A 20770-nucleotide genomic window follows, 5' to 3' on the forward strand; every position below is an offset into this window, starting at 1 on the left:
GTCCGATATGAGACGACATCAGAACAATTGCTCTGGGCGTGAGATGAATCACTTTATCCAATTCTTATGGGACCCCCCTGTTTGTCATCGGCAGGCGTTACGGTCGCCCAGATCATCTGTGAACATATGGCTACACATGCGGTGACAGAGTGTCACCTGGGGGGTTCTGGTGTCGGTACCCGCTGCCCGCTCGTCTTCCGGCGGCATATGGCGGTCTCTTCGTCCACGGCTGGCGATGGCCAGTGCACTAACGGTGGTGACGGCAATGCTGTCCGGTCCGGCGTTCGCCGCGACCGCGACGCATGACAAGGACCGGATCTGGTCCCCGCCGAACACGCCACTCCCACGCACCGCCTCGGTGCCGGGAAAGCGCCAGCCCGCACTTGCCGCGACCAAGCCGGTCTTCCCGGCCGGCCAGCTCTGGACGCCGCCGGCTGCCGGCGGGCACAGGACCACGCCGGGGCAGGCGGCCGTGACGCTGTCGGCAGCGCCGGCCGCCGGTGCGACGGCTCCGCGCGCCGCCCTGTCGGGTGCCGTGGAGCAGGCGCCGGCAGCCGGGGCGGACGTCCAGGCCGGTTCGCTACCGGTTTGGCTCGCGCCGGTCGCGCCGGTCCCGTCAGAGCAGGGCGCCACGCCGAACGCCGCGCAGGCCAGGACGGATTCCGCAGCGGCTCCGGCGGCCAGCACGGTGCAGGTGTCGCTCGCCGACCAGACGAAGGCCACTGCGGCCGGGGCGCCGGCCGGCTTGATCTCGTTCTCCGGTGACGGCGCGCAGCCGGGTTCGAAGCTGCGGGTCGGTGTCGCGATCGATCAGCTCGGTTCCTTCGGTGGTGACTTCGCCGCGCGAGCCGCCCTGGTCTTGCTGCCGTCCTGTTCGTTGACGACGCCCCAGGTACCGGGTTGCCTGACGCGTACGCCGATTCCCTCGCACTACGACGCGGCAAGCAAGCGCCTCGTGGCGGACTTGACGGTTCCCGCCACCGCGCCGGCCGGCGGCGTCCACCCGCAGGCCCTGGCCGGTGCCGAGGCAGCGGCCGCCGCTCCGGCGGTCGTCGGCGTGGTCTCCAACAGCAGCAGCGGTGCAGGCACCTACAACGCGACATCGCTCAATCCCAGCAGCAGTTGGACCGAGGGCGACGCCTCCGGCGCGTTCACGTACAACTACCCGGTGTCGGTCCCACCGTCGCTCGGGGGAAGCGCCCCGACCCTGGCGCTCTCCTACGACTCCTCCTCGGTGGACGGCATGACCTCCTCCACCAACTCCCAGGCATCCTGGGTCGGCGGTGACGGCTGGGGCCTCGGTACAGGTTTCGTCGAGCGGTCCTATCAACCGTGCAACCGGGATGGCATCACCGGGTCCGGTGACGAGTGCTGGGGCGGAGCCAACCTGACCCTCTCGTTGGCTGGCCACTCTGGTGAGCTCGTCCCCGACGACAGCAGCTGCAACAAGACCTTCGTCGCTACCGAGGAACAGTCCAACTGCTCCTGGCACCTGAAGAACGACGACGGCACCAAGATCGAGTACCTGACCGGAGCCAGCAACGGCACCTGGAACGGCTCGTACCTCAAGGTCACCGACACCACGGGCACTGTTTACTACTTCGGACTCGACCACCTGCCCGGCGCCGACGGCAAGCCGACCACGCTCGGCCCCGACGCCCAGTCGGTCTGGACGGTTCCGGTGTACTCGCCGAACCCCGGTGACCCGTGCTACAACTCCACGCTTGCGCAGGCCTGGTGCCAGAGCGCCTGGCGGTGGAACCTCGACGCGGTGGTGGACGTCCACGGCAACCTGTCGACCTACCGGTACAACGCCGAGGCCAACTACTACATGCGCGGGTCGGGCCAGAACCAGGGGCCGGCCGTGAACTCCTCGTACACCCGCGCCGGTGTCCTGGCCGAGATCGACTACGGCCAGCTGCTCTCCGACCAGCTCGCCGCGAACGGCAACTACCAGAGCGCCGCGAAGGTCGTCTTCAACTCCGGCGAGCGCTGTGTGACCTCGACGGCGGCCTGTGACCCCGGCCAGCGAACCTCTGCCAACGCGGCCAACTGGCCGGACGTGCCGCTCGACCAGCAGTGCGACCAGTCCGGCTGCACCAACACCGGTCCGACGTTCTGGACCACCAAGTGGCTGAACTCGATCAACAGCCAGGTCCGGAGCAACGGTTCCTACCGGACGGTGGACGGCTACCAGCTGTCGCACGTGTTCGTGAACGCGCAGAACCTCTCCGAGAACACCCAGATCCCGTGGCTGGCCTCGATCCAGCACACCGGTCAGGACAACCAGGGCGGCCAGTCCGCGATCACCCTGCCGGCGGTCTCCTTCACCTGGCAGCTGCTCCAGAACCGGATCGACGGCAACAGCCCGGCCCGCCCCGACTTCAACCGGCCCCGGCTGACCGTGATCACCAACGAGACCGGCGGCACCATCGGGGTGACCTACCAGCCGGCATGGTGCTCCGGTTCGGCACAGCATCTGCAGCTGCCGCCGGCCGACGGCGACCATCAGAGCTGCTTCAACGTCAAGTGGTATCCGCCGAACTCGACCGCCGACACCGCGCCGACGGACGACTGGTTCCAGCGCTACCCGGTCAGCACGGTCACGGTCGATCCGAAGCTCGCCGCCGGTGACAAGCCACAGGTCACCAGCTACAGCTACGGTGCTGCGGCTTGGCACCACAACGACGCCACCCTTGTTGACCCCAAGTCCCGGACCTGGGACCAGTTCCGCGGCTACGCCTCGGTCACCGCGGTGACCGGCACCGGCAACGACGGCACGCAGGGCCAGACGTCGACCACCTATTACCAGGGGATGAAGGGCGACACGGCGTACACCGGTACGGTGGCCGGCCCGGACAGCGGTCAGGTCGCCTCGCAGATCAGTGACGACGACTGGCTGGCCGGCCAGACGCTGGAGAACGACACCTACACCGGTGCCGGCGGGTCGATCGCTGCCTTCACCGTTCACACGAGCAGCGCGCCGGTGACCACGGCCACCCACACGCGCTCCGGCCTGCCGGACCTGGTCGCCCGCTACACCGCGACCACCGGCAGCACGGTCAACAAGGCGCTGAAGGCGGACGGCAGCTCCTGGCAGACCACCAGCACCGTCAGCACCACCGACCCGGCCCATGCCAACCGCCTGCTCACGTCGCTGAGCACAGCCGACGGCACTCCGGACGTCTGCACCGTGCCGAGCTACGCCACCAGCAGCAACCCGATGCTGACCGGTCTGGTCGCGCAGACCCTGACCGTCTCCGGCGCCGGAGCCTGCACGGCCACGCCGACCGCGGCCAACACCGTCTCGGGCAGCCGCACCCTCTTCGACGGCCAGCCCTACGGGGGCGCCGGGGCGACGGGCGAGGCTTCCGGCACTCAGGTACTGGACCGCTACGACGCGAGCGGAAACGCACAGTTCACCACCACCGCCACCAGCACCTACGACGGCTACGGCCGTACCACCTCGGTCACCGACCCCAACACCACCGACAGCGCCCACGGCGCCGGAGCCACCACGACCACCGCTTACGGCGCGGCGAACTCGGGCGAGCTGCCGAACTCGGTCACCGTCACGGCACCCGCTCCGGCCGGTGCACCGGACGCGGCCACCGGTCGTACCACCTCGACCACGCTCGACATCGCCCGCGCGCTGCCGTTGACGGTGACCGACCCCAACGGTCTGACCGTCACCAAGTCGTACGACGCGCTGGGGCGCCTCAGCGCGGCGTGGCAGCCGGGCCGCACCACCTCGCAGGCCGCGTCCGCCACCTTCACGTACGCGGTCAACGGCACCAACGGCGCCTCGACGGTCACCAGCAACACGCTGGAGGACGACCAGCCTACCTACCGTCCGTCGATCGCCATCCTGGATGGCCTCGGTCGGACGATCCAGACGCAGACCACGGCCGCGGTCTCCGGCTACAGCGGCCGTCTGTCCAGTGACACGTTCTACGACTCGCAGGGACGCGCCTGGCAGACGAACGGCACCTACTACACCGAGACCGGCGGCGGTCCGTCGACGACGTGGTTCAACCCGGATGTCACGAAGGTGCCCAGCCAGACGCTGACCACCTTCGACGGCATGGGGCGTCCGGTCTCGACGCAGTTCCGGGCTTACAACGTGCCCCAGAACTCGACCCTTATCAGCTACCCGGGCGTGGACCGGACCGACGTCTCGCCACCGCAGGGCGGTACTGCCACCAGCACCGTCCTGGACGCCCGCGGCCGAACCTCGCAGCTGTGGCAGTACCACACGCCGACCGCCACCGGGCGTCCCGGTGACGCCGATGTGACCAGCTACACCTACACCTCGGCCGGACAGCCGGCCACCCGGGCGGATGCTGCGGGCAACACATGGTCCTACGGCTACGACCAGCGCAACCGCCAGGTCACCGCGACCGACCCGGACACCGGCACCACCACCCAGAGCTACGACGGCGACGGCCGTCTGGCGACCAGCACGGACGCGCGCGGGCAGTCGATCGCCTACGGCTACGACCTGCTCGGCCGCCGGACGGGTTCGTTCAGCGGCACGTCCACCACTGACCCGAGCAAGCAGCTCACCGCGCTCACCTATGACACCGCGTCAGGGGGCAAGGGGCAGCCGGCCGCCTCGATCCGCTATGTGGGGGGAGCCGGCGGAGCGGTCTACAGCAAGACCATCAGCTCGTACGACGCCGCCTACCACCCGACCACCATCACGCAGTCGATCCCGGGGAGCGAGGTCGGCCTGAGCACGCCGTTCACGTACACCCAGAAGCCGGATTTCGACCCGATCACCGGTGTGATGAAGCACGACCCGCGGGACAACGTGGGTGACATCCCGGGGGAGCCGCTGGCCTACTACTACGACACCTATGGCGCGCTGGCCGACTACGGCGGCGACGTCACGTACGACCTGACCAACGCGTACGACGAGCTCGGCCGCCCGACTCGCACGACGGTCAACCCGTGGGGCACGCAGATCGTCGTCACGAACTCCTACGACGCTCCGACGGGCCGTCAGGTCTACCAGTTCGTCGACGCCCAGCCGAACCCGACCGGCGCGGTCCAGCAGACCCGCTACGCCTACAACCCGGCCGGTCAGGTCACCGCGATCACCTCGATCCCGGACAACACCCCGTCCCAGACCGACACGCAGTGCTTCACGTACGACTACCTGGGGCGGCTGACCACGGCCTGGTCGGACAGCGGCGGCGTGGCGATGGCCCCGATGCCGAACGTCGGCTCGCTCGGCAACTGCAACAACGCCACCCCGACCAGCGGGGCACAGGCGCCGAGCAAGACCACCGTCGGCGGTCCCGCGGCGTACTGGCAGTCGTACAGCTACGACCTGACCGGCAACCGCACCCAGCTCGTCCAGCACGAGCCCGGCGGCGACACCACCCGGGACCAGACCAGCACGCAGTTCTTCCCGGCAGCCGGCACCGTGAACAACGGCAACGGCACCGGCGGTCCGCACGCGCTGACCTCCAGCCAGACCACGGTGAACGGAGTCACCTCCCCGGCCGGCAGCGACCAGTACGACGCGACCGGCAACACGACGAAGATCGTGAACCCGTCCGGAGTCCGCAACCTGTTCGCGGGCATGGGCCTCGGAATGGGCCAGAGCGCCACATCCAATAGCTCCCGGCTGACCATGCAGTACGACGGCAACCTGGTCCTGACCTCGCTGCGCACCGGCGCGGTCACCTGGAGCAGCCACACCAACGGCCACCCCGGCGCCTGGGCCACGATGCAGGCCGACGGCAACTTCGTGGTCTACGACGGAAACCACAACCCGCTCTGGGCGACCGGCACCAACAACAACGCCGGCGCCTACCTGGCGGTCCAGGACGACGGCAACCTCGTCGTCTACAAGTCGTCGCAGAGCCTGGGTCAGAACGCGATCTGGAACACCTACACCTGGAACGGCACCGACAACGCCACCGCCAACGGCAACCCGATGACCTTCACCTGGGATGCCGAGGGCAAGCTGGCCAGCCAGACCCAGGGCGGCGGCACGACGACCTACCTCTACGACGCCGACGGAAACCTGCTGCTGCGCCGCAGCCCGGACAAGACCACGGTCATCCTGGACGACGGCAACGACGAACTCACCTACACCCAGGCGACAAAGGCCAGGACCGGAACCCGTTACTACCCGATGCCGGGCGGCGTGACCCTGGTCCGTACGGCCGGCACCGAGACCTACGAGATCGCCGACCAGCACGGCACCAACACGCTGTCGATGGACGCGACCTCCCTCTTCCAGACCCGCAACCCGGTCGACCCCTTCGGCAACCCGCGCGCCACCAACACAGCCACCAACAACTGGGCCGGCGACAAGGGCTTCGTGGGCGGCACGAAGGACACGACGACCAGCCTGACGAATATCGGTGCTCGGGAGTACCAACCGAGTACGGGCCGGTTTCTGAGCGTCGACCCGCTCCTGGCCGGTGGCGACCCACAGCAGTGGAACGGGTACGCCTACAGCAACGACGACCCCGTCAACCTCAGTGATCCTTCTGGGCTCATGATCCCCCAGGAAGACAACCTGGGGAATTGCGGGGCATCCTCGGCTTGCTACAAGGGACGATCTGTCTTCACCCAGGGGCGGCCTTCGGGCAACGGGTTTGATGTCGCCGCTGGGTCTGCTTCGGGCTTCGTGAGCATGATCGATCCAACTGGCAAGGCTGGCAAGGTGATCGATTGGGCGGCGAAGAAGCTCGGCGCTCATACGAACACTGATGGTTACCACTCCGGCAAGGTCATCGGAGGGGCCGGAGGTCTCCTCGTCGGCGCTGAGGATGCGGCTGGTGCCAAAGCCGAAAAGGGCGGCTCGAAGCTCCTTTCCAAGCTTTTCTCCGACGGCAGCAAGGCCGACGATGCGGCAAAGGATCTTGCTGGTGCCTGCAAGGGCCTAGCCGCCACCCATAGTTTCGTCGCGGGCACCACCGTCCTTATGGCCGACGGATCGACGAAGAAGATCGAGGATGTCAAGCCGGGCGACCTGATCAAAAACTCACTGCCCGACCAAAGTGGTACGCAGACCCACGCGGTGGAGGCGGTCCACGTCACCACCACCGACCGTGACTTCACGGACGTCACGGTGGCCACGCCCAATGGACCCAGTGTCATCTCCTCCACGTCGAACCACCCGTACTACGACGTCACTGCACACGAGTTCAAGGACGCTGGCGATCTCCGCGTGGGAGACCGCCTTCAGACGCCGAGCGGCGTGACTGTGACGGTGTCGGCCACCAAGTCCTACACACGGCCGCAGATCACCTACGACCTGACCATCAGCGACGTCCACACGTACTATGTACTCGCGGGCAACACGCCGGTGCTGGTTCATAACTCGACATGCATTCAGCTGGGGAACAATCTTGCTGCCGGAGAGGCTGCAAATCCGCTGATTGAGAGCCTCCAGCAAACGGGTGAGCTTCCCTCCAACTATGTGACCAAGGCTCAGGCGCAGGCGGCGGGCTGGAAACCAGGAAAGGCGCTAGGCAACAGCATTCCTGGTGGGCAGATAGGTGGCGATGTTTTCGAGAATACGAATGGCGTTGTTCCTAGGGCTCCGGGTCGCACCTGGCAAGAGGCAGACCTGGGTATCAACCCCATGATGACGAGGGCGAAGCAGCCCGGTTGGCGGCTTCTCTATTCGAATGACGGTCTAGCGTATGTGACATCCGATCACTACGACACCGCCTATCAGCTGCCGAACTGGAGGTAAGAGGTGCGGGTCACCATCGATGGGTCGCTGATCCGATCCGAGTCGGAGCTGCATGATGTTCTGGCAACGAAGCTGGATTTCGGCCCATACTACGGGAGGAATCTCGACGCCTTGTGGGATCGTCTCTCCACGGATGTGGAGCGTCCCGTTGAGATCATCTGGAAAAACTCCGAGGCTAGTAAGATCCTCTTGAGTGTTGAAGTATTTGAGAGGGTTTCCTCGGTGTTGGTCAGAGTCATGGATCAAGACGAGTCTTTCGGGCTAGATGAAAGATTCACGGTGCGCTTTGAATAGCGGATAGCCGGGACGTAATTCGAAGAAGCCCCGCTGGAGGATACTGATCCAGCGGGGCTTCTTGGCGTCTGACGGCAGTAGTTGACGGCAACGTCAGCGGACGGGTGCTGCACAAAGCGGTGGGTCGTCGCTGTCGTCGGGGTCGGTGGTGGCCTCGGAGGGCTTGCCGAGGGTGCGGCCGAGGAGGTCGATGGCGTCGCGCTGGAGGCGGAGTCGGACGTGTGCGTAGACGGTGGCGGTGACGCCGATGTGGGCGTGGCCGAGGAGTTCCTTGATGACGACGAGTTCGATGCCCTGTTCCAGGAGGAGGGTCGCGGTTGAGTGCCTGAGGTCGTGGAAGCGGATCGCCCGCAAGTGGGAGCGGCGGAGGAGTGCGTTGAAGTGGCGGGTGAGGGTGGCAGGTTCGATGGGGTGACCGTCGGGCCGGGTGAAGACGTGGCCGCTGTCCACCCAGCTCGCGCCGGCCTTCTCCTTCTCCTGGGCCTGCTGTTTCCGGTGGGCGCGGAGTGAGAGCAGGCAGGGGGCCGGGAGGGCGATGCGGCGTTCGGAGCTGACCGTCTTGGTGGGGAGGGTGGTGAGGCCGCCGGTGCGGGTGCGTTGGAGGGTGCGGCGGATGCTGGCGGTGCCGCCGCTGTGGTCGAGGTCTTCCCAGCGCAGGCCGAGGAGTTCGCCTTTGCGGAGTCCGGTGCGGAGGGCGAGTTCGAACAGTGCGTGGAGGCGGTGGCCCTGGGCGGCGGTGAGGAGGGTGCGGGCTTCGTCGGCGGTGAGGGGTTCGAAGCGGCGGGGGCGGGGTGTGCCGGTGCGGACGTTGCGGGCGACGTTGCGCGGGATCTCTTCCTCCCGGACGGCGTGCTCCAGGGCGGACTTGAGGACGGAGTGGATGTAGGCGAGGGTCAGCGGGGAGAGCCGCTTGCCGCAGCACGTGCCGGTCGCGCAGCAGCGGGGCTGTGTGCGGGCGGCGTCGAGGCCGCGAGCGCAGCACTGGCAGGTGGTGCGGAGCTGGTTGAGCCAGGTGCGGACATCCTTGGCGGCTAGCTTCGCGAGCTTCTTTTTGCCGAGGCCGGGGATGAGGTAGCGGTTCGTGCATGCGGTGTAGCGGGTGTGGGTGTTCTCTCGGAGCTGGTGGACGGCGACGTTCTCCAGCCAGTACGTCAGGTAGGCGGCGACGCTGCCCTGTGCAGTGGGGACGGGGACGCCGCGGTTGCTGGTGGCGATCTTCTCGGTGAGCTTGGCGAGGGCTTCCTTGCGGGTGATGCCGTAGACACGGACGCGCTTGCGGGTGTCGCCGGGGGCGAGGACGTAGCCGGCGGCTTCCCAGCGGCCGTCCTTGCGCTGGTAGACGGTGCCGTCGCCGTTGGCGCGAACGCGGCGCGAGGGGGCGGGGGTGTCGCGGGGTGTGGTCATCAGGCGGCGTCCTGTTCGAGTCGGGTGCGGATGAAGTCGGTGAGGGCGTGGGTGGGGATGCGGCGGGAGCGGCCGAGGGTGATGGAGGCGAGCTGCCGGGTTCGGAGCAGGTCGTAGACGGCGGAGCGGCCGAGTTGGAGGCGGGCCATGACCTGGGGGACTGTCAGCAGGTCTTCACTCATGCCCGGTCCGGGGAGCAGAGTGGTCATGAGGGGCCGCCTTCTGCGGTGAACTGCCGTTCCAGTTCTCTGCGGTGCCAGGCGGTGGCGGCGAGGAGTTCCGCGCCGGGGCTGTAGCCCGAGCCGTGGTAGGCCCAGTGGCCGATGACGAGGGTGGTGCTCGGGTCGAGGTCGGGCAGGCCGGCGTGGGCTCGGGCCTGTTCGGTGCGCCAGGCGCGGCGGTGGTCGCGCAGTTGGCCGAGGGTGACGGAGTAGCAGCGGGACTTGGTGGAGAAGTGGCCCCGGAAGCCGAGCATGTGCGCCCATTTCCAGAGCTTGAGGTCGGCGAACTCAGGGTGTTTGCCGAGCTCCCAGCAGGTGCGGATCATCTGCCGCACGTGGCGTTCGGCGGCGAGGCGGGGCAGGGGGCGGGCCTGTCCGGTGCCGCCGCAGGTGGTGCATGTGAGCGGGGTTCCGTGTGCGGTCAGGGTCATGCCGCGTCCCTGGCAGGGGCGGCAGAACAGGGCGCGGTCGAGAGCGCCGGATGAGTCGGCGGACTTGGTGGCGTACTTGGCCACGTAGGCGGCGACGGCGTGATCGGTCAGTTCGGCGTCGGTGCCGAAGGCGGCGATCTCGAGCACGTCGAGCTGTTCGCCCCAGGTGAGTTCGCGTTCCCCGACGGCGTCCGAGACGAAGCTGATCGAGACGCGGGCGGCGGCGGCCCGGATGGCGTCGGCGAGCAGGGTCACGGTGGCGGAGGGTGGTGGGGGCTGGGTGTTGCCGTCCGGGCCGTCGAGGCGGATCACGGCGTGGAAGTGGACCAGGCCGCGCTTCTGGTACTCGGCGACCTTGGCGAAGGACACGCGCAGCACCGCGCGGGCCGCCTTCTGGGTGAGGCCGAGTCGGGCGGCGATCTCGCGGCGCAGGTAGATGGTGAAGCGCGCCCACAGGGCTCCGGCGTGGGCGTTGAACAGCACTGCGCCCGGGTAGTCGTAGGTCTTCGGGTCCAGCGGGGTGCCGAGCAGCGCGTCCGCGGGTTCGTGGCGTTTGCCGCAGCGGCAGGGCTGGAGGGCGCCGCTCGTGTCGGTGGGGCGGTTGTGGACGGGGCCGAAGGAGGGCGCGGTGAGCGTGGCGAACACGCGGGGGTGGGTGCGGACGGTGTCCGGCACGCTCTTGCCGCCGGTCAGGCCCGCCCGGATCAGTTGGAACGTGTCGGCGGCGTAGACGCGGGAGCAGGCCGGGCAGCGCGAGGCGCGGCGGTTGCCGCAGGACGTCAGCAGGCTGCCCGTGGGCTCGTCGGCGGTGGTGTAGGAGCGCAGTACCTCGCCGGTTGCCGTGTCGATGGTGGTGGTCTGGCCGAGCAGGCGCACGGGTTCGGTGCAGCCGCCGAGGCGGTCGATCTGCTGGTGCGCGCGGTCGAAGTCGGGCAGGTTGACCAGGTGGATCAGGTCCCGCACGGCGGGGCTTGCCACGTGGCGCAGGTCCAGGGTGACCATGTCGGGGCGTGTCCCTTCTGTCGGGTGGGGTTGCCCCGAGCAGCAACCAGCCAGTCAGGAAGGCGTGTTGGTGCTGCTCGGGGCATGGTGAACCGAGCCCGGTCGGGCGGGTCGGTCAGATGGGGAAGGGGCCGGCGGGGCTCAGGCGGAGAGCTGAGCGTGTGCGGCGGTGGCCAGCGGCAGCGTGACGCCCAGGCGAGTCTTCAGCTGACCGGGCGTAATGTGCTCGCCCTGTTCGGCGTGGTGCGTCTCGGCGATACGCCGGGCAGCGATCAGCAGGGCCTCAGGAACGGCCGGGAGCGCGGCGAGCTTGGCCGTCTTGGCCGGCACGGGAGCAGGCTCAGGCTCAGCGGCGAGGATCACGGCCGGGGCAGGCGCCGGCTCGGAGGCCGGTGCGAGGACGGGCCCCGGTGCGGGGTCGAGCGATGCGAGCGGGTCTGGCAGGTGTTCCACGGCCGGAACCGGGACTGGGGCCTCCGTCGGGTTCGGGGCGCTCAGGATGTGGAAGTGGCGGAGGAACTGCGGGCCAACCTGGCCCCAGCCGAGCAGCAGCAGCGGGGCGACCGCATCGACGGCGGCACGGCCGTAGTGTCCAGCTACCAGAGGTTCGGCGACGTTGAGAGCCAGGGTCAGCAGGCCGCACAGGTGCATCAACCGCGTCGCGGCCGTCAGCTCCTCCTGCGGGACACCGCGCAGAGACAGCGAGCGCAGACCGACGAGGAGCCCGATCACGGACAGGTCCACCATGGGGGCGATCAGCGGCGCGACCGGGTGGGGCACCCCGAGCCGCAGAGCCAGTGCCCAGACGTTGCCGAAGGAGAACACGAACGCCAGCAGGGCGATGACCGCCATGACCACGGTCACGGTGCGCTGTGTGAGGCGATCCTCGGCCATCAGGCCAACTCTCCTTTCTTGATAGCGAGTTACATTAATCGTCAGGCCGCTTCGGTCATCAGGGTGTCGGCGTCGTCGTCCATGAAGGCGGGCTTCCAGTCGATCGGGCCCGGGTAGACGTCGAGGTATGCGGCCGGGTTTTCGGTCAGGTGGGCGGTGTCGTCGGCGATCCGGGCCGCGTCGGCGTCGGACACGTACGGGGTGCGCACGCGGGTGAAGCCCGGACGGCCCTGCACTCCCATGGAGGCCACCCCGACGTAGGCCGGGTCCTGGAGGTTGACCGGGTTCGCGTCCGGCCAGTTGCGAATGTCGTCCCCGAGCGCGGCTACGGAGGCTTCCGCCGTCTTCTGCGCGAAGGACAGCCCCAGCGGGCACACGTCCCGGATGAACGTCGGGATCGCGTCGCCGGTCGCTTTCTGGGTGGCCAGGATGACCATGATGCCGACGCTGCGGCCCTTCTTCACCAGGTCCTCGACGAGTCGGGCGTTCTCCGCCGACAAGGCAGCCAGCTTCTTCGTCTCGGCGTCGTTGCCCTTGTACTCGCGGAAGTAGGTGTGCGCTTCGTCGATGATCAGGATCGTCAGCGGCCAGATGCGAGACGGACCGACGTGCCACATGTTCTTCACGCCCAGCACGGCGCGGATGGACGAGGAGCGGCCCCGTCGCAGCTTCACCATGCGCTTGAACAGTGCGTTGGCTTCCGCCAGGTCGTCCCCTGCGAAGGCGAACAGGCGGGGTGTCAGATCGGCGTAGTCCCCTTCGTGGGCGGTGGTGACCTTGCCGTCCGCCACGGCGAACTGGACCGCGTCGGAGGGGGCCAGGTCGCAGATGAGCTTGTTGATCAGCGACGTCTTGCCGAAGCCGGGCAGGCCGGCCACCGTCACGCCGGGCACGTTCGCCATCGGCAGGCTGACGTCGTCGGCGTACTCGTCCAGCCCGAGCCCCCACATGTCCAGGCTCCCCGGCACCGCTCCCGTGGGGACGTGCTCGGTCGGCGTGATGAGCGGGTCCAGGCGCACGGCCCGGATCACCACCCGCCCAGGACCGTCCGGCAGCACGGACACCCGCGTGCAGCGCCAGGCGTCGGCCAGGAAGCGCGCCGAGCGCTGGAACTCCTCCAGTCCCACCTTCGGCAGGCACCTGGCCCGCACCACCACCCCGAACCGGTCCGGCTTCACCTTGATCCGAGGCACCAGGACCCGGGGCTTAGGCGTCTCGCCCTCACGGCTGACCAGCTCGGCGAGCCACGTCGGGGTCTTGTCGGTCACCGACAGGCCCGCCATCTTGGCGAGGCGCTCCCACCCGAACCGGATGCGCATCCCCTGCCGGATGCTCGCCCGCGTCTCACAGTCCACCCGCAGGTACCGGACCAGGCCGACCACGGCCCACAGGGCCGCCAGGGCGAGGACCGCCCCGATCAGGACCGGGGCGAACGCGTTCACGTCCTTCACTTCACGCCTTCCACGTCGTAGATGAACCCGAGGGCGAACCAGCTGCCGATACCGGTCGAAACGGGAAGTCGGCAAGCCAATGCCCTTACAGCGCAGCTCACTTGACCGCCTCCAAGCGGCCCGCCCGGTAGGCGATGCCCTCCGAGAGCTGGCCGTTGAAGATCCGCGCCCACGGCGTGGCGAACAGGTCCACCGGGCGCACCATGACGCCCGGCTTGAGCCCGTCGGGAAGGCCGGACTGGGGGACGGTGAGCTTCATGACCTCCGCGCGCCCCTCCTCCATGAGCATCACCGTGACCGTGAACAGGTGCTCGCCCGTCTCGCGGTCGGCGGCGATTTCCCCGGTCTGCGGGTCCTTGATCTTCGGCGTCGCATCGGTGCCCGTCATGCAGACGGCAGAGGGCAGCAGTCCGACGCGAATCCTGGTCATAGCCATGGCAGTTCCCTTGTTCGGGGGTCGCTTGTTCGACCCGCCAGAACCATAGCGCGAGGGTCGCACACGCGCAACAGTCATACAGTCGCGCAGTTTGGTGATGCGATACACCCGTCCTGTTGGGCCACTACGCCCGCTACGGAGGAGCGCACGGGCGTGTCATCCGTGCGGGCCCGCCGCTACCCTCGGTGTATGACGTTGCCGCTCGAAGAGGACCCCAGGCCGCCGTACCTCCAGGCCGCCGATGTGCTGCGTGCCGAGATCCTTGAAGAGCGGATCCGTCCCGGGGAGAAGCTCCCGTCCACGCGCACGCTCCAGGAGCGGTACGGGATCGCCAGCTCCACCGTCCAGAACGCCCTGCGCGTACTCAAGGACGAAGGGCTCGTCTACTCAGTCCAAGGGCGCGGCAGCTATGTCCGGAGCCACGACAAGGAGTACCGGGAGAAGGCCATCCTGGAGGAGATCCAGCAGATCGCCGACCAGGCCAAGGCCGAGCGGGAGCAGGCCAAGCACAACACTCAAGACGACCCCGCCGGCCCCGGAAACGCTCAGCCGCCCGTCCTCCAAGCGATCTGGGCCATCCGCGAAGCGATCGTCGAAGGGCGTCTGAAGTTCGAGGACAGGCTCCCCGAGCCCATCAAGCTCCAGCTGATGTTCGCCACCGACAGCGAAGCCGTCGAACGAGCGCTCTGGCACCTGGCACACGAGCACCTCATCCACCGCACCCCCCGAGGTGCCCTCACAGTCGCCCACACCGGCGGCGGGCGCAACAACCTGCGACGCTCGATGCTCGCCAAAGCCCGCATCGAGTCCCTCCAGCGAGCCGCCGAGCGCGAGGGAGAAACCCTTGCCGATGACTACACGCTCGATGAGCCCATGGAGGAGGACTCCCGGCCGCCCTACATTCAGGTCGCCGACATTTTGCGCAGGGAGATCCTTGACGGTGAGTTGAAGCCAGGCAGCCAGCTGCCGGCCGCGCGCGCACTCCAGGAGCGCTTCGGGGTCGCCAGCTCCACCGTTCAGAACGCCCTGCGTCTCCTCAAGGGGGAGGGCCTGATCTACTCGGTCCTCGGCCGCGGCAGCTACGTCCGCAAGACACAGGTGAGCAAGGCCCCGGACCCTGACACAGCAGTTGGACGTGTCACGGAGACCCCCGCAGCCGGAGACGAGGCCGAGGAACTCGTCCGCCTGCGGAAGCAGGTGGCACAGCTCCAGGAGACGCGCCATCAACTGGAGGCCGAAGTCAGCCGTCTGACCAAGGAGCTTGAGCAGCGAGGGTAGGCCAGGCCAAGGACGAACAGGGCCGACGGCTGAGCTGTCGAGCTGTTCAGAGTTTCTTTACTGGATCAAGGCGGCCCGCTGTCGCGGGCCGCGCTCCGGCCCGGCGGGGCCGCCGCCCGCTCCTGTCTCCGCCCCGCTCAGCGACGGCCCCGCCGAACCGGGCGCGCAACACCAGCGAGAGCAGCGCAGTCCGCAGAGCGCTACCTCACCCCAGGCCCTCCCTCCGAGGGACCCAGGCGCCGAGTACTGGCGCGGCACCGTCGTGGTGAATGGCTGCGGGTCGCGGGTCATGCCCCTCGCCGGCCGGTCCCCGGAGGCGTACCAGGAACCCCCGGGGGCCGCCAAGGCCGAGCGCCAGCGTCACCTGGTGAGCCTTGGCGGCCCCCGGAGAACCCTGGTCCGGCGAAGCTGCCCGACCGACGAGGGACCCGTCCCGCTCAGGCCCGCAGCCTGCTGGAGGCTCGGGCGCCGCGCCGTTCCAGTCAACCGCGTGCCCGACGCTAAGCGTGGCGGTGGGTCACCGTCTCGGGTGGGTATCTGCCCAGAGAGCCCGGTCAGTTCGCCCACCAGGCGTACCGTGGCGCTGGAGGTGGTGAGCAGATGACGATGGAACTCGCGGACAACGTACGGAAGTACCGGCGACGGGCCGGGATGAGTCAGGAGGAGCTTGCCCACGCGGCGGGTCTGTCCCCGGCGACCGTCCGGAAGGTCGAGCAGGGCGGAACGGTCCGTATGGAGACGCTTCACGCGCTGGCCCGCGCTCTGGGCATCCCCACGGCGGCACTCGTCGCGTCCGACGCACCAGAGCCCGTGGGACGGGGGGAGGAGCCGAACCGGCTCAACCTCATCCAGCTTCGCGCCGCGCTCACCCCGGCGGTGGGGCTGGTGGACCAGGACGCCCAGGCCGTGGGCGAGGAACCGAACCTACGCGCCTACGCTCGAACGGTTCGAGACGCGCGGGTGCTGTACTTCTCCGACAGCTACAAGAGCGTTGCCGCCCAACTGCCCGGCCTGTTGCGGGACGCCGCGCGGGCCGTCGCCCACTACGACAGCGGCGAAGAGCACCGGCAAGCCCTGCTCGCCCGCGCCGAGGCGTTGCGCCTGGCCGGTACCTACCTCACGCAGGTGAGGCAGTACGACATCGCCTACACGGCCCTTCGCGGCGCCATCGCGGACGCACGGGAGGGCGGGGACCTGCTCGCGGCCGGCTCCGGAGTCGGCTGCATGTGCTGGCTGCTGGTGCGGCAAGGCCGGCTGGAGGAGGCGGAAAGGATCGCCGCCCAGAGCATGGACGTGGTGGAGCCGAAGATCACCGGCGCCGAGCCCGACCACTACGCGGTGTGGGGCGGTCTGGCCATGGAGGCCGCAGCCGCGGCGGCACGCAACAACCGCCCGGACGAGGCCAAGGAGTACCGCAAGGCGGCGCGGGTGGCGGCAACCGCCGTCGGCACGGCGCACCGCAACGTCTCCCGGCACTGGTCCGTCTTCGGACCGGTGACCGCCGCCATCAAGGCGCTCGAAGACTCCATGGTCGTCGGGGACGCCCGCGCGGTGGTGCGCAAGGGCGGCGAAGAGGTCGAGCTGTCGCCGAAGGCGTGGAAGCGGCTGGGCAGGCCCAGCACGAACGACGGGAACCGCTTCACCCTGGACATGGCGCGCGCCCACACGCGAACCGGAGACCTGTCGGCGGCCATGGACGAGCTGACCCGCGCTCGTGAAGCCGCCCCCGAGTGGCTGAGGCACCAGAACTCGGCGGCCGAGACCATGCAGGAGATCCTGAGCAAGCGCAAGCGCACCCTGACCAGCGACATGCGCGAGATGGCCGGCTACCTGGGCGTCGTCGGATAGGTGCTACGCAGCGTGGCAGTTCGCGAACCTTGCGTTGCGATCTGCCCTGCTGGGCCCGTGGATTGATGCGTGGTCAGATCGTTACGGTCGCCGTGTCCTGTTCCAGCGACCGAGGCCGGAGATCCACTATGGGCATGCCGAGGAGCGACGCGGACCGTCTGCGTCGCAGGGAGTTGCACGAAGCGGCGTCGGGCATGGCGGGACCCCGCCTGCTGCCATGGACCACCGAGGACGGACGCCCCTGCTACCTGAGCACCGACGGCAAGGGCTACATCTCGACGCTCGCCGACGGCATCGAAACCGTGCAACTCGGCATGGGTCACGAGCTGCTGGAGTACGCCCGGGGCATCCTGACCCCCGGAACCAAGGCGCAGTCGGCCATCGAATACCGCTGGCTCGCCTGCCGACTGACCGAGGCCCTGTCGGACGCGCTCAGGGTCGCCCAGTCGCGCGGAGAGCGCATCCCGGAGCAGCAGGAGGAGGCGGCCGAGGAGGGCGAACCTGCGAACGCCAGCCCCCTGGGCGGACAGGCGGAAGCCTGATGGGCAAGGCCACCCGCTACCGCTTCCGCGAGTACCACGTGACCACCGTGACCGACCCCATGGCGCTGCCGACCTTCGAGGCGCTCTGCGTCACCGGCGAAGAACGGAACTGCGCTGCCGCGTCCGGCGAGCTGCACACCCCCGAGGAGCTGACGCGATGGATCGCCGGCCACTGCGCGCAGACCGGTCACCAGTCGTACGAGCAGACCACGCGCACCGGCGTCCGCGCCGATCCCGGAGCCTGGCAGTAGGATCACGCGCGCAGCCGTCCCCGAGGGCAATTGGTCTACACCTCTGACGGCAGCAGAGACGGCAATAACCACGGACTTCGGCGCACATCCACGGACACCGACGGACCGTCAAACCACCGTTGACCTGCGAAAAAGCAGGTAGATAGGGGTCGCGTAGCACACGTACTATGTACTCGCCGGCACCACGCCAGTATTGGTTCACAATACTGATGGGCCGGCTTGCGGACTGGTTCCATACGGCAGTACAGATCTGAGTAGGGCAACTGCGTTCCAGCGGCTGATAGAAAACAACAAGGGAAATAACTACGCTGCCGCCCGACTACAGGACGGGACAATTCTGGTCGGGCGATCCAGTGCGGGTATCCATGCGGAGGAAGACCTGATCAGGCAAGCTGGCGACAGGAGGATCGTGGAGCTATACTCCGAGCGCCAGCCATGCGCGAATAAGTGTGAGGGTCTAACGGCTGGAATGAATACTAGCTGGTCCTGGAATTGGAACGGTGTTGACCGGGGAGCGGTCAATTCGGAAATCAAGGACACGATCAACAACCTATTCAAGTAGCTAGGCAGAAGCGGCACCTCATCCGGTGGATGGGGTGCCGCCTCTCTAAGTAACGTTCGGATGAGGGTTTCCAATGGTGGATCTGACTGACGAGAACTGGCCGTCCTTTGCCATGGCGCAGGTCCATGGTTCAAGTGCCGGGAATCCCGACTGGGACGGTCCTGATCTAACGCTTGAGGTCCCAAGGGCAATGGTCGGGGCGACGTATCGGGCTGCGGCTGCCCTGACGAGGGGTCATGGAAGCCTTGTGAGGTTCGGTTCGACCGGGCTCTTTGGCAGCATTCTGCTCGATACCGTGACGGGTGCAGTGGTTAAGCTTGAGCAAGACGCGAACCACGCGAGCCTCGTGAGTTCATCACTCCCCAACTTTGTTGCGCTGGTGCGGGCAGTGATTGAGCGGTTCCCCTTCTATGACTCAGACAGCGATGATAGTGAGTGGATGGCTGCCGCAAGAGCCGTAGAAGGAATTGTTCGGGATGTCGACCCAGATGCCTTCATTCGGGATGGATTTTGGGAAACGCTCGTGAATGATATTGAGATCGGGGATTTTTCTACAGAAGATGTCCTTGGGTAGTGGCAGGACATTGCGATGGCCTTATGTCGGCTAGCTGGGAACCCTCGGGAGGTTCGGGGCTGGCGGGGTCGGCCGTCGAGACTGGGCGGCTAAGACATTTCTGAATGGCGATCAAGCCGTGCCAATGAAATCCGGAAGCCCCCTGCCAGATTGGTTCTGGCAGGGGGCTTCCGGGGTGTCTGACGGCAGTAGTTGACGGCAACGTCAACGGACGGGCGCCGCACAAAGCGGTGGGCCGTTGTCTTCATCGGGGTCGGTGCCGGCCTCAGAGGGTTTGCCGAGGGTGCGGCCGAGGAGGTCGATGGCGTCGCGCTGGAGGCGGAGGCGGACGTGTGCGTAGACGGTGGCGGTGACGCCGATGTGGGCGTGGCCGAGGAGTTCCTTGATGACGACGAGTTCGACGCCCTGTTCCAGGAGGAGGGTCGCGGTCGAGTGCCTCAGGTCGTGGAAGCGGATCTGGCGGAGGTGTGCTCGGCGGAGGAGTGCGTTGAAGTGGCGGGTGAGGGTTGTGGGTTCGATGGGGTGGCTGTCGGGCCGGGTGAAGACGTAGCCGCTCTCCTTCCAGTCCGGGCCCGACGCATCGTGCTCCTGGCGCTGCTGCTCGCGGCGTTGTTCCAGGAGGCCTAAGCCCTGCGCCCTACGCCCACCCCGTCCGGAGCCCCACGCGGGGGCCGGTGGCCCCGCGCTACCGTTGCCGCATGGGGATCAAGGACGGGCCGTTCGACGGGCAGGCACTGGACAGCCTCGAAGCCGTCAGTGCGGCCGTGCTCGCGATGAGCGGGCACCTCGAAGTGCGCGAGGTGCTGCGGCGGATCACCGCGTCGGCGCGCAGTCTGCTCGGGGCCGAGTACGCCGCGCTCGGGGTGCCCGACGATCACGGGGGGTTCGCGCAGTTCGTCGTGGACGGGGTGACCGATGAGCAGTGGAAGGCGATCGGGCCGCTGCCGCGTCAGCACGGGGTGCTCGCGACGATGCTGCACGAGTTCACGCCGACCCGGCTGAGCGACGTTCGGCAGGCGCCGGCGTTCGAGGGGTGGCCGGATGCGCACCCCGACATGAAGGACTTCCTCGGGATGCCGATCCTCGACGGGGACGAGATCCTCGGCGCGATCTTCCTGGCGAACAAGGACGGCGGCTTCACCGCGCACGACGAACGGCTGCTCGGCATCCTCGCCGCGCACGCGTCGATCGCGCTCGGCAACGCCCGCCTGTACGAGCGCAGCCGGGAGCTGACGCTGGCCGGCGAGCGGGCCCGGATCGCGCACGATCTGCACGACGCCGTGTCGCAGAAGCTGTTCAGCCTGCGCCTGACCGCGAAGGCCGCCGCGACGCTGATCGACCGTGACCCCGACCGGGCCAGGGCCGAGCTCGCCGAGGTGACCCGGCTGGCGGCGGAGGCGGCGGACGAGCTGCGCGCGGTCGTGATCGAGCTGCGCCCGGCGGCGCTGGACGAGGACGGACTGGTCGCCACGCTCGCCAGCCAGGTGCAGGTGCTGGACCGCGCGCACAGCGCCAGCGTCGCGTTCGACACCGACGGCGGGGTCCGCACGCTGCCGCCCGCGCAGGAGGCGGCGGTGCTGCGGATCGCCCAGGAGGCGCTGCACAACGCGCTGCGGCACGCGGAGGCGAAGAGCGTGGCGGTCACGCTGCGCGGCACCAGCAGCAGGGGCGCGCTGCTGACGGTCAGTGACGACGGCCGTGGCTTCGACCCCGAGGGCGTCCGGCGGGCCGGCCGGCACCTGGGGCTGGTCTCGATGCGCGACCGTGCGCAGACCGTCGGCGGCCGGCTCACCCTCACCTCGGCGCCGGGCCGGGGAACCGTCATCGAACTGGAGGTGCCCGGTGCCTGACGAGACCGT

At 68.2% G+C, this 20770-nt stretch carries 15 protein-coding genes and 1 pseudogene; 9 read left to right on the forward strand and 7 right to left on the reverse strand.

Annotated elements, in window-relative coordinates:
- Nucleotides 1-265: 265 nt before the first annotated feature.
- A complete protein-coding gene (locus AC060L_RS27725; protein ID WP_483801696.1) occupies nucleotides 266-7723 on the forward strand; it encodes an RHS repeat-associated core domain-containing protein in 7458 nt (2485 codons plus the stop codon).
- A gap of 3 nt (nucleotides 7724-7726) precedes the next feature.
- Nucleotides 7727-8017 carry a barstar family protein gene (locus AC060L_RS27730; RefSeq protein ID WP_483801672.1) on the forward strand — a complete coding sequence of 97 codons (291 nt, stop codon included), beginning with the start codon at nucleotides 7727-7729 and terminating at the stop codon, nucleotides 8015-8017.
- Between the two features lie 93 nt (nucleotides 8018-8110).
- Here AC060L_RS27730 and AC060L_RS27735 read toward each other — a convergent pair whose 3' ends face one another.
- The 6 genes from AC060L_RS27735 to AC060L_RS27760 form a co-directional block, all read right to left on the reverse strand.
- Entirely contained in the window at nucleotides 8111-9421 is a 1311-nt protein-coding gene (locus AC060L_RS27735; RefSeq protein WP_483801673.1) for a tyrosine-type recombinase/integrase, read from the reverse strand.
- A complete protein-coding gene (locus AC060L_RS27740) occupies nucleotides 9421-9630 on the reverse strand; it encodes a helix-turn-helix domain-containing protein (protein WP_483801674.1) in 210 nt (69 codons plus the stop codon). Before AC060L_RS27740 ends, AC060L_RS27735 begins: the two co-directional genes overlap by 1 nt.
- Nucleotides 9627-11075, reverse strand: coding sequence for a replication initiator (locus AC060L_RS27745; protein ID WP_483801675.1), 1449 nt, complete (start codon nucleotides 11073-11075; stop codon nucleotides 9627-9629). The genes AC060L_RS27740 and AC060L_RS27745 overlap by 4 nt, the downstream gene beginning before the upstream one ends.
- A gap of 141 nt (nucleotides 11076-11216) precedes the next feature.
- Nucleotides 11217-11969, reverse strand: coding sequence for a DUF2637 domain-containing protein (locus AC060L_RS27750; protein WP_483801676.1), 753 nt, complete (start codon nucleotides 11967-11969; stop codon nucleotides 11217-11219).
- Between the two features lie 41 nt (nucleotides 11970-12010).
- Nucleotides 12011-13420, reverse strand: a complete 1410-nt coding sequence (locus AC060L_RS27755) for a P-loop NTPase family protein (protein WP_483801677.1) — start codon at nucleotides 13418-13420, stop codon at nucleotides 12011-12013.
- A gap of 97 nt (nucleotides 13421-13517) precedes the next feature.
- On the reverse strand, nucleotides 13518-13850 hold the full coding sequence (locus AC060L_RS27760; RefSeq protein ID WP_483801678.1) for an SCO3933 family regulatory protein: 333 nt from the start codon (nucleotides 13848-13850) through the stop codon (nucleotides 13518-13520).
- Nucleotides 13851-14045: 195 nt separating this feature from the next.
- Between AC060L_RS27760 and AC060L_RS27765 the strand changes: the two genes are divergently transcribed.
- From AC060L_RS27765 to AC060L_RS27790, 6 genes are all read left to right on the forward strand, one after another.
- Entirely contained in the window at nucleotides 14046-15134 is a 1089-nt protein-coding gene (locus AC060L_RS27765; RefSeq protein WP_483801679.1) for a GntR family transcriptional regulator, read from the forward strand.
- 606 nt (nucleotides 15135-15740) lie between these two features.
- Nucleotides 15741-16982, forward strand: coding sequence for a helix-turn-helix domain-containing protein (locus AC060L_RS27770; protein WP_483801680.1), 1242 nt, complete (start codon nucleotides 15741-15743; stop codon nucleotides 16980-16982).
- A 134-nt stretch (nucleotides 16983-17116) separates the two neighbouring features.
- The gene (locus AC060L_RS27775) at nucleotides 17117-17524 is read left to right on the forward strand and encodes a hypothetical protein (RefSeq protein ID WP_483801681.1); all 408 of its coding nucleotides are present in this window, start codon (nucleotides 17117-17119) and stop codon (nucleotides 17522-17524) included.
- Nucleotides 17524-17775 carry a DUF7848 domain-containing protein gene (locus AC060L_RS27780; protein ID WP_483801682.1) on the forward strand — a complete coding sequence of 84 codons (252 nt, stop codon included), beginning with the start codon at nucleotides 17524-17526 and terminating at the stop codon, nucleotides 17773-17775. Before AC060L_RS27775 ends, AC060L_RS27780 begins: the two co-directional genes overlap by 1 nt.
- 193 nt (nucleotides 17776-17968) lie before the next feature.
- Nucleotides 17969-18337, forward strand: coding sequence for a nucleic acid/nucleotide deaminase domain-containing protein (locus AC060L_RS27785; RefSeq protein WP_483801683.1), 369 nt, complete (start codon nucleotides 17969-17971; stop codon nucleotides 18335-18337).
- Nucleotides 18338-18410: 73 nt separating this feature from the next.
- The gene (locus tag AC060L_RS27790; protein ID WP_483801684.1) at nucleotides 18411-18911 is read left to right on the forward strand and encodes an SUKH-4 family immunity protein; all 501 of its coding nucleotides are present in this window, start codon (nucleotides 18411-18413) and stop codon (nucleotides 18909-18911) included.
- A gap of 204 nt (nucleotides 18912-19115) precedes the next feature.
- On the opposite strand, the pseudogene AC060L_RS27795 reads toward AC060L_RS27790, so the two are convergent.
- Nucleotides 19116-19529: pseudogene (locus AC060L_RS27795) on the reverse strand (tyrosine-type recombinase/integrase); the annotation flags it as partial.
- An 86-nt stretch (nucleotides 19530-19615) separates the two neighbouring features.
- On the opposite strand from AC060L_RS27795, the gene AC060L_RS27800 reads away from it, so the two are divergent.
- On the forward strand, nucleotides 19616-20761 hold the full coding sequence (locus AC060L_RS27800; protein ID WP_483801697.1) for a GAF domain-containing sensor histidine kinase: 1146 nt from the start codon (nucleotides 19616-19618) through the stop codon (nucleotides 20759-20761).
- Nucleotides 20762-20770 lie beyond the last annotated feature (9 nt).

This window comes from Kitasatospora sp. NEAU-69, assembly GCF_057158765.1.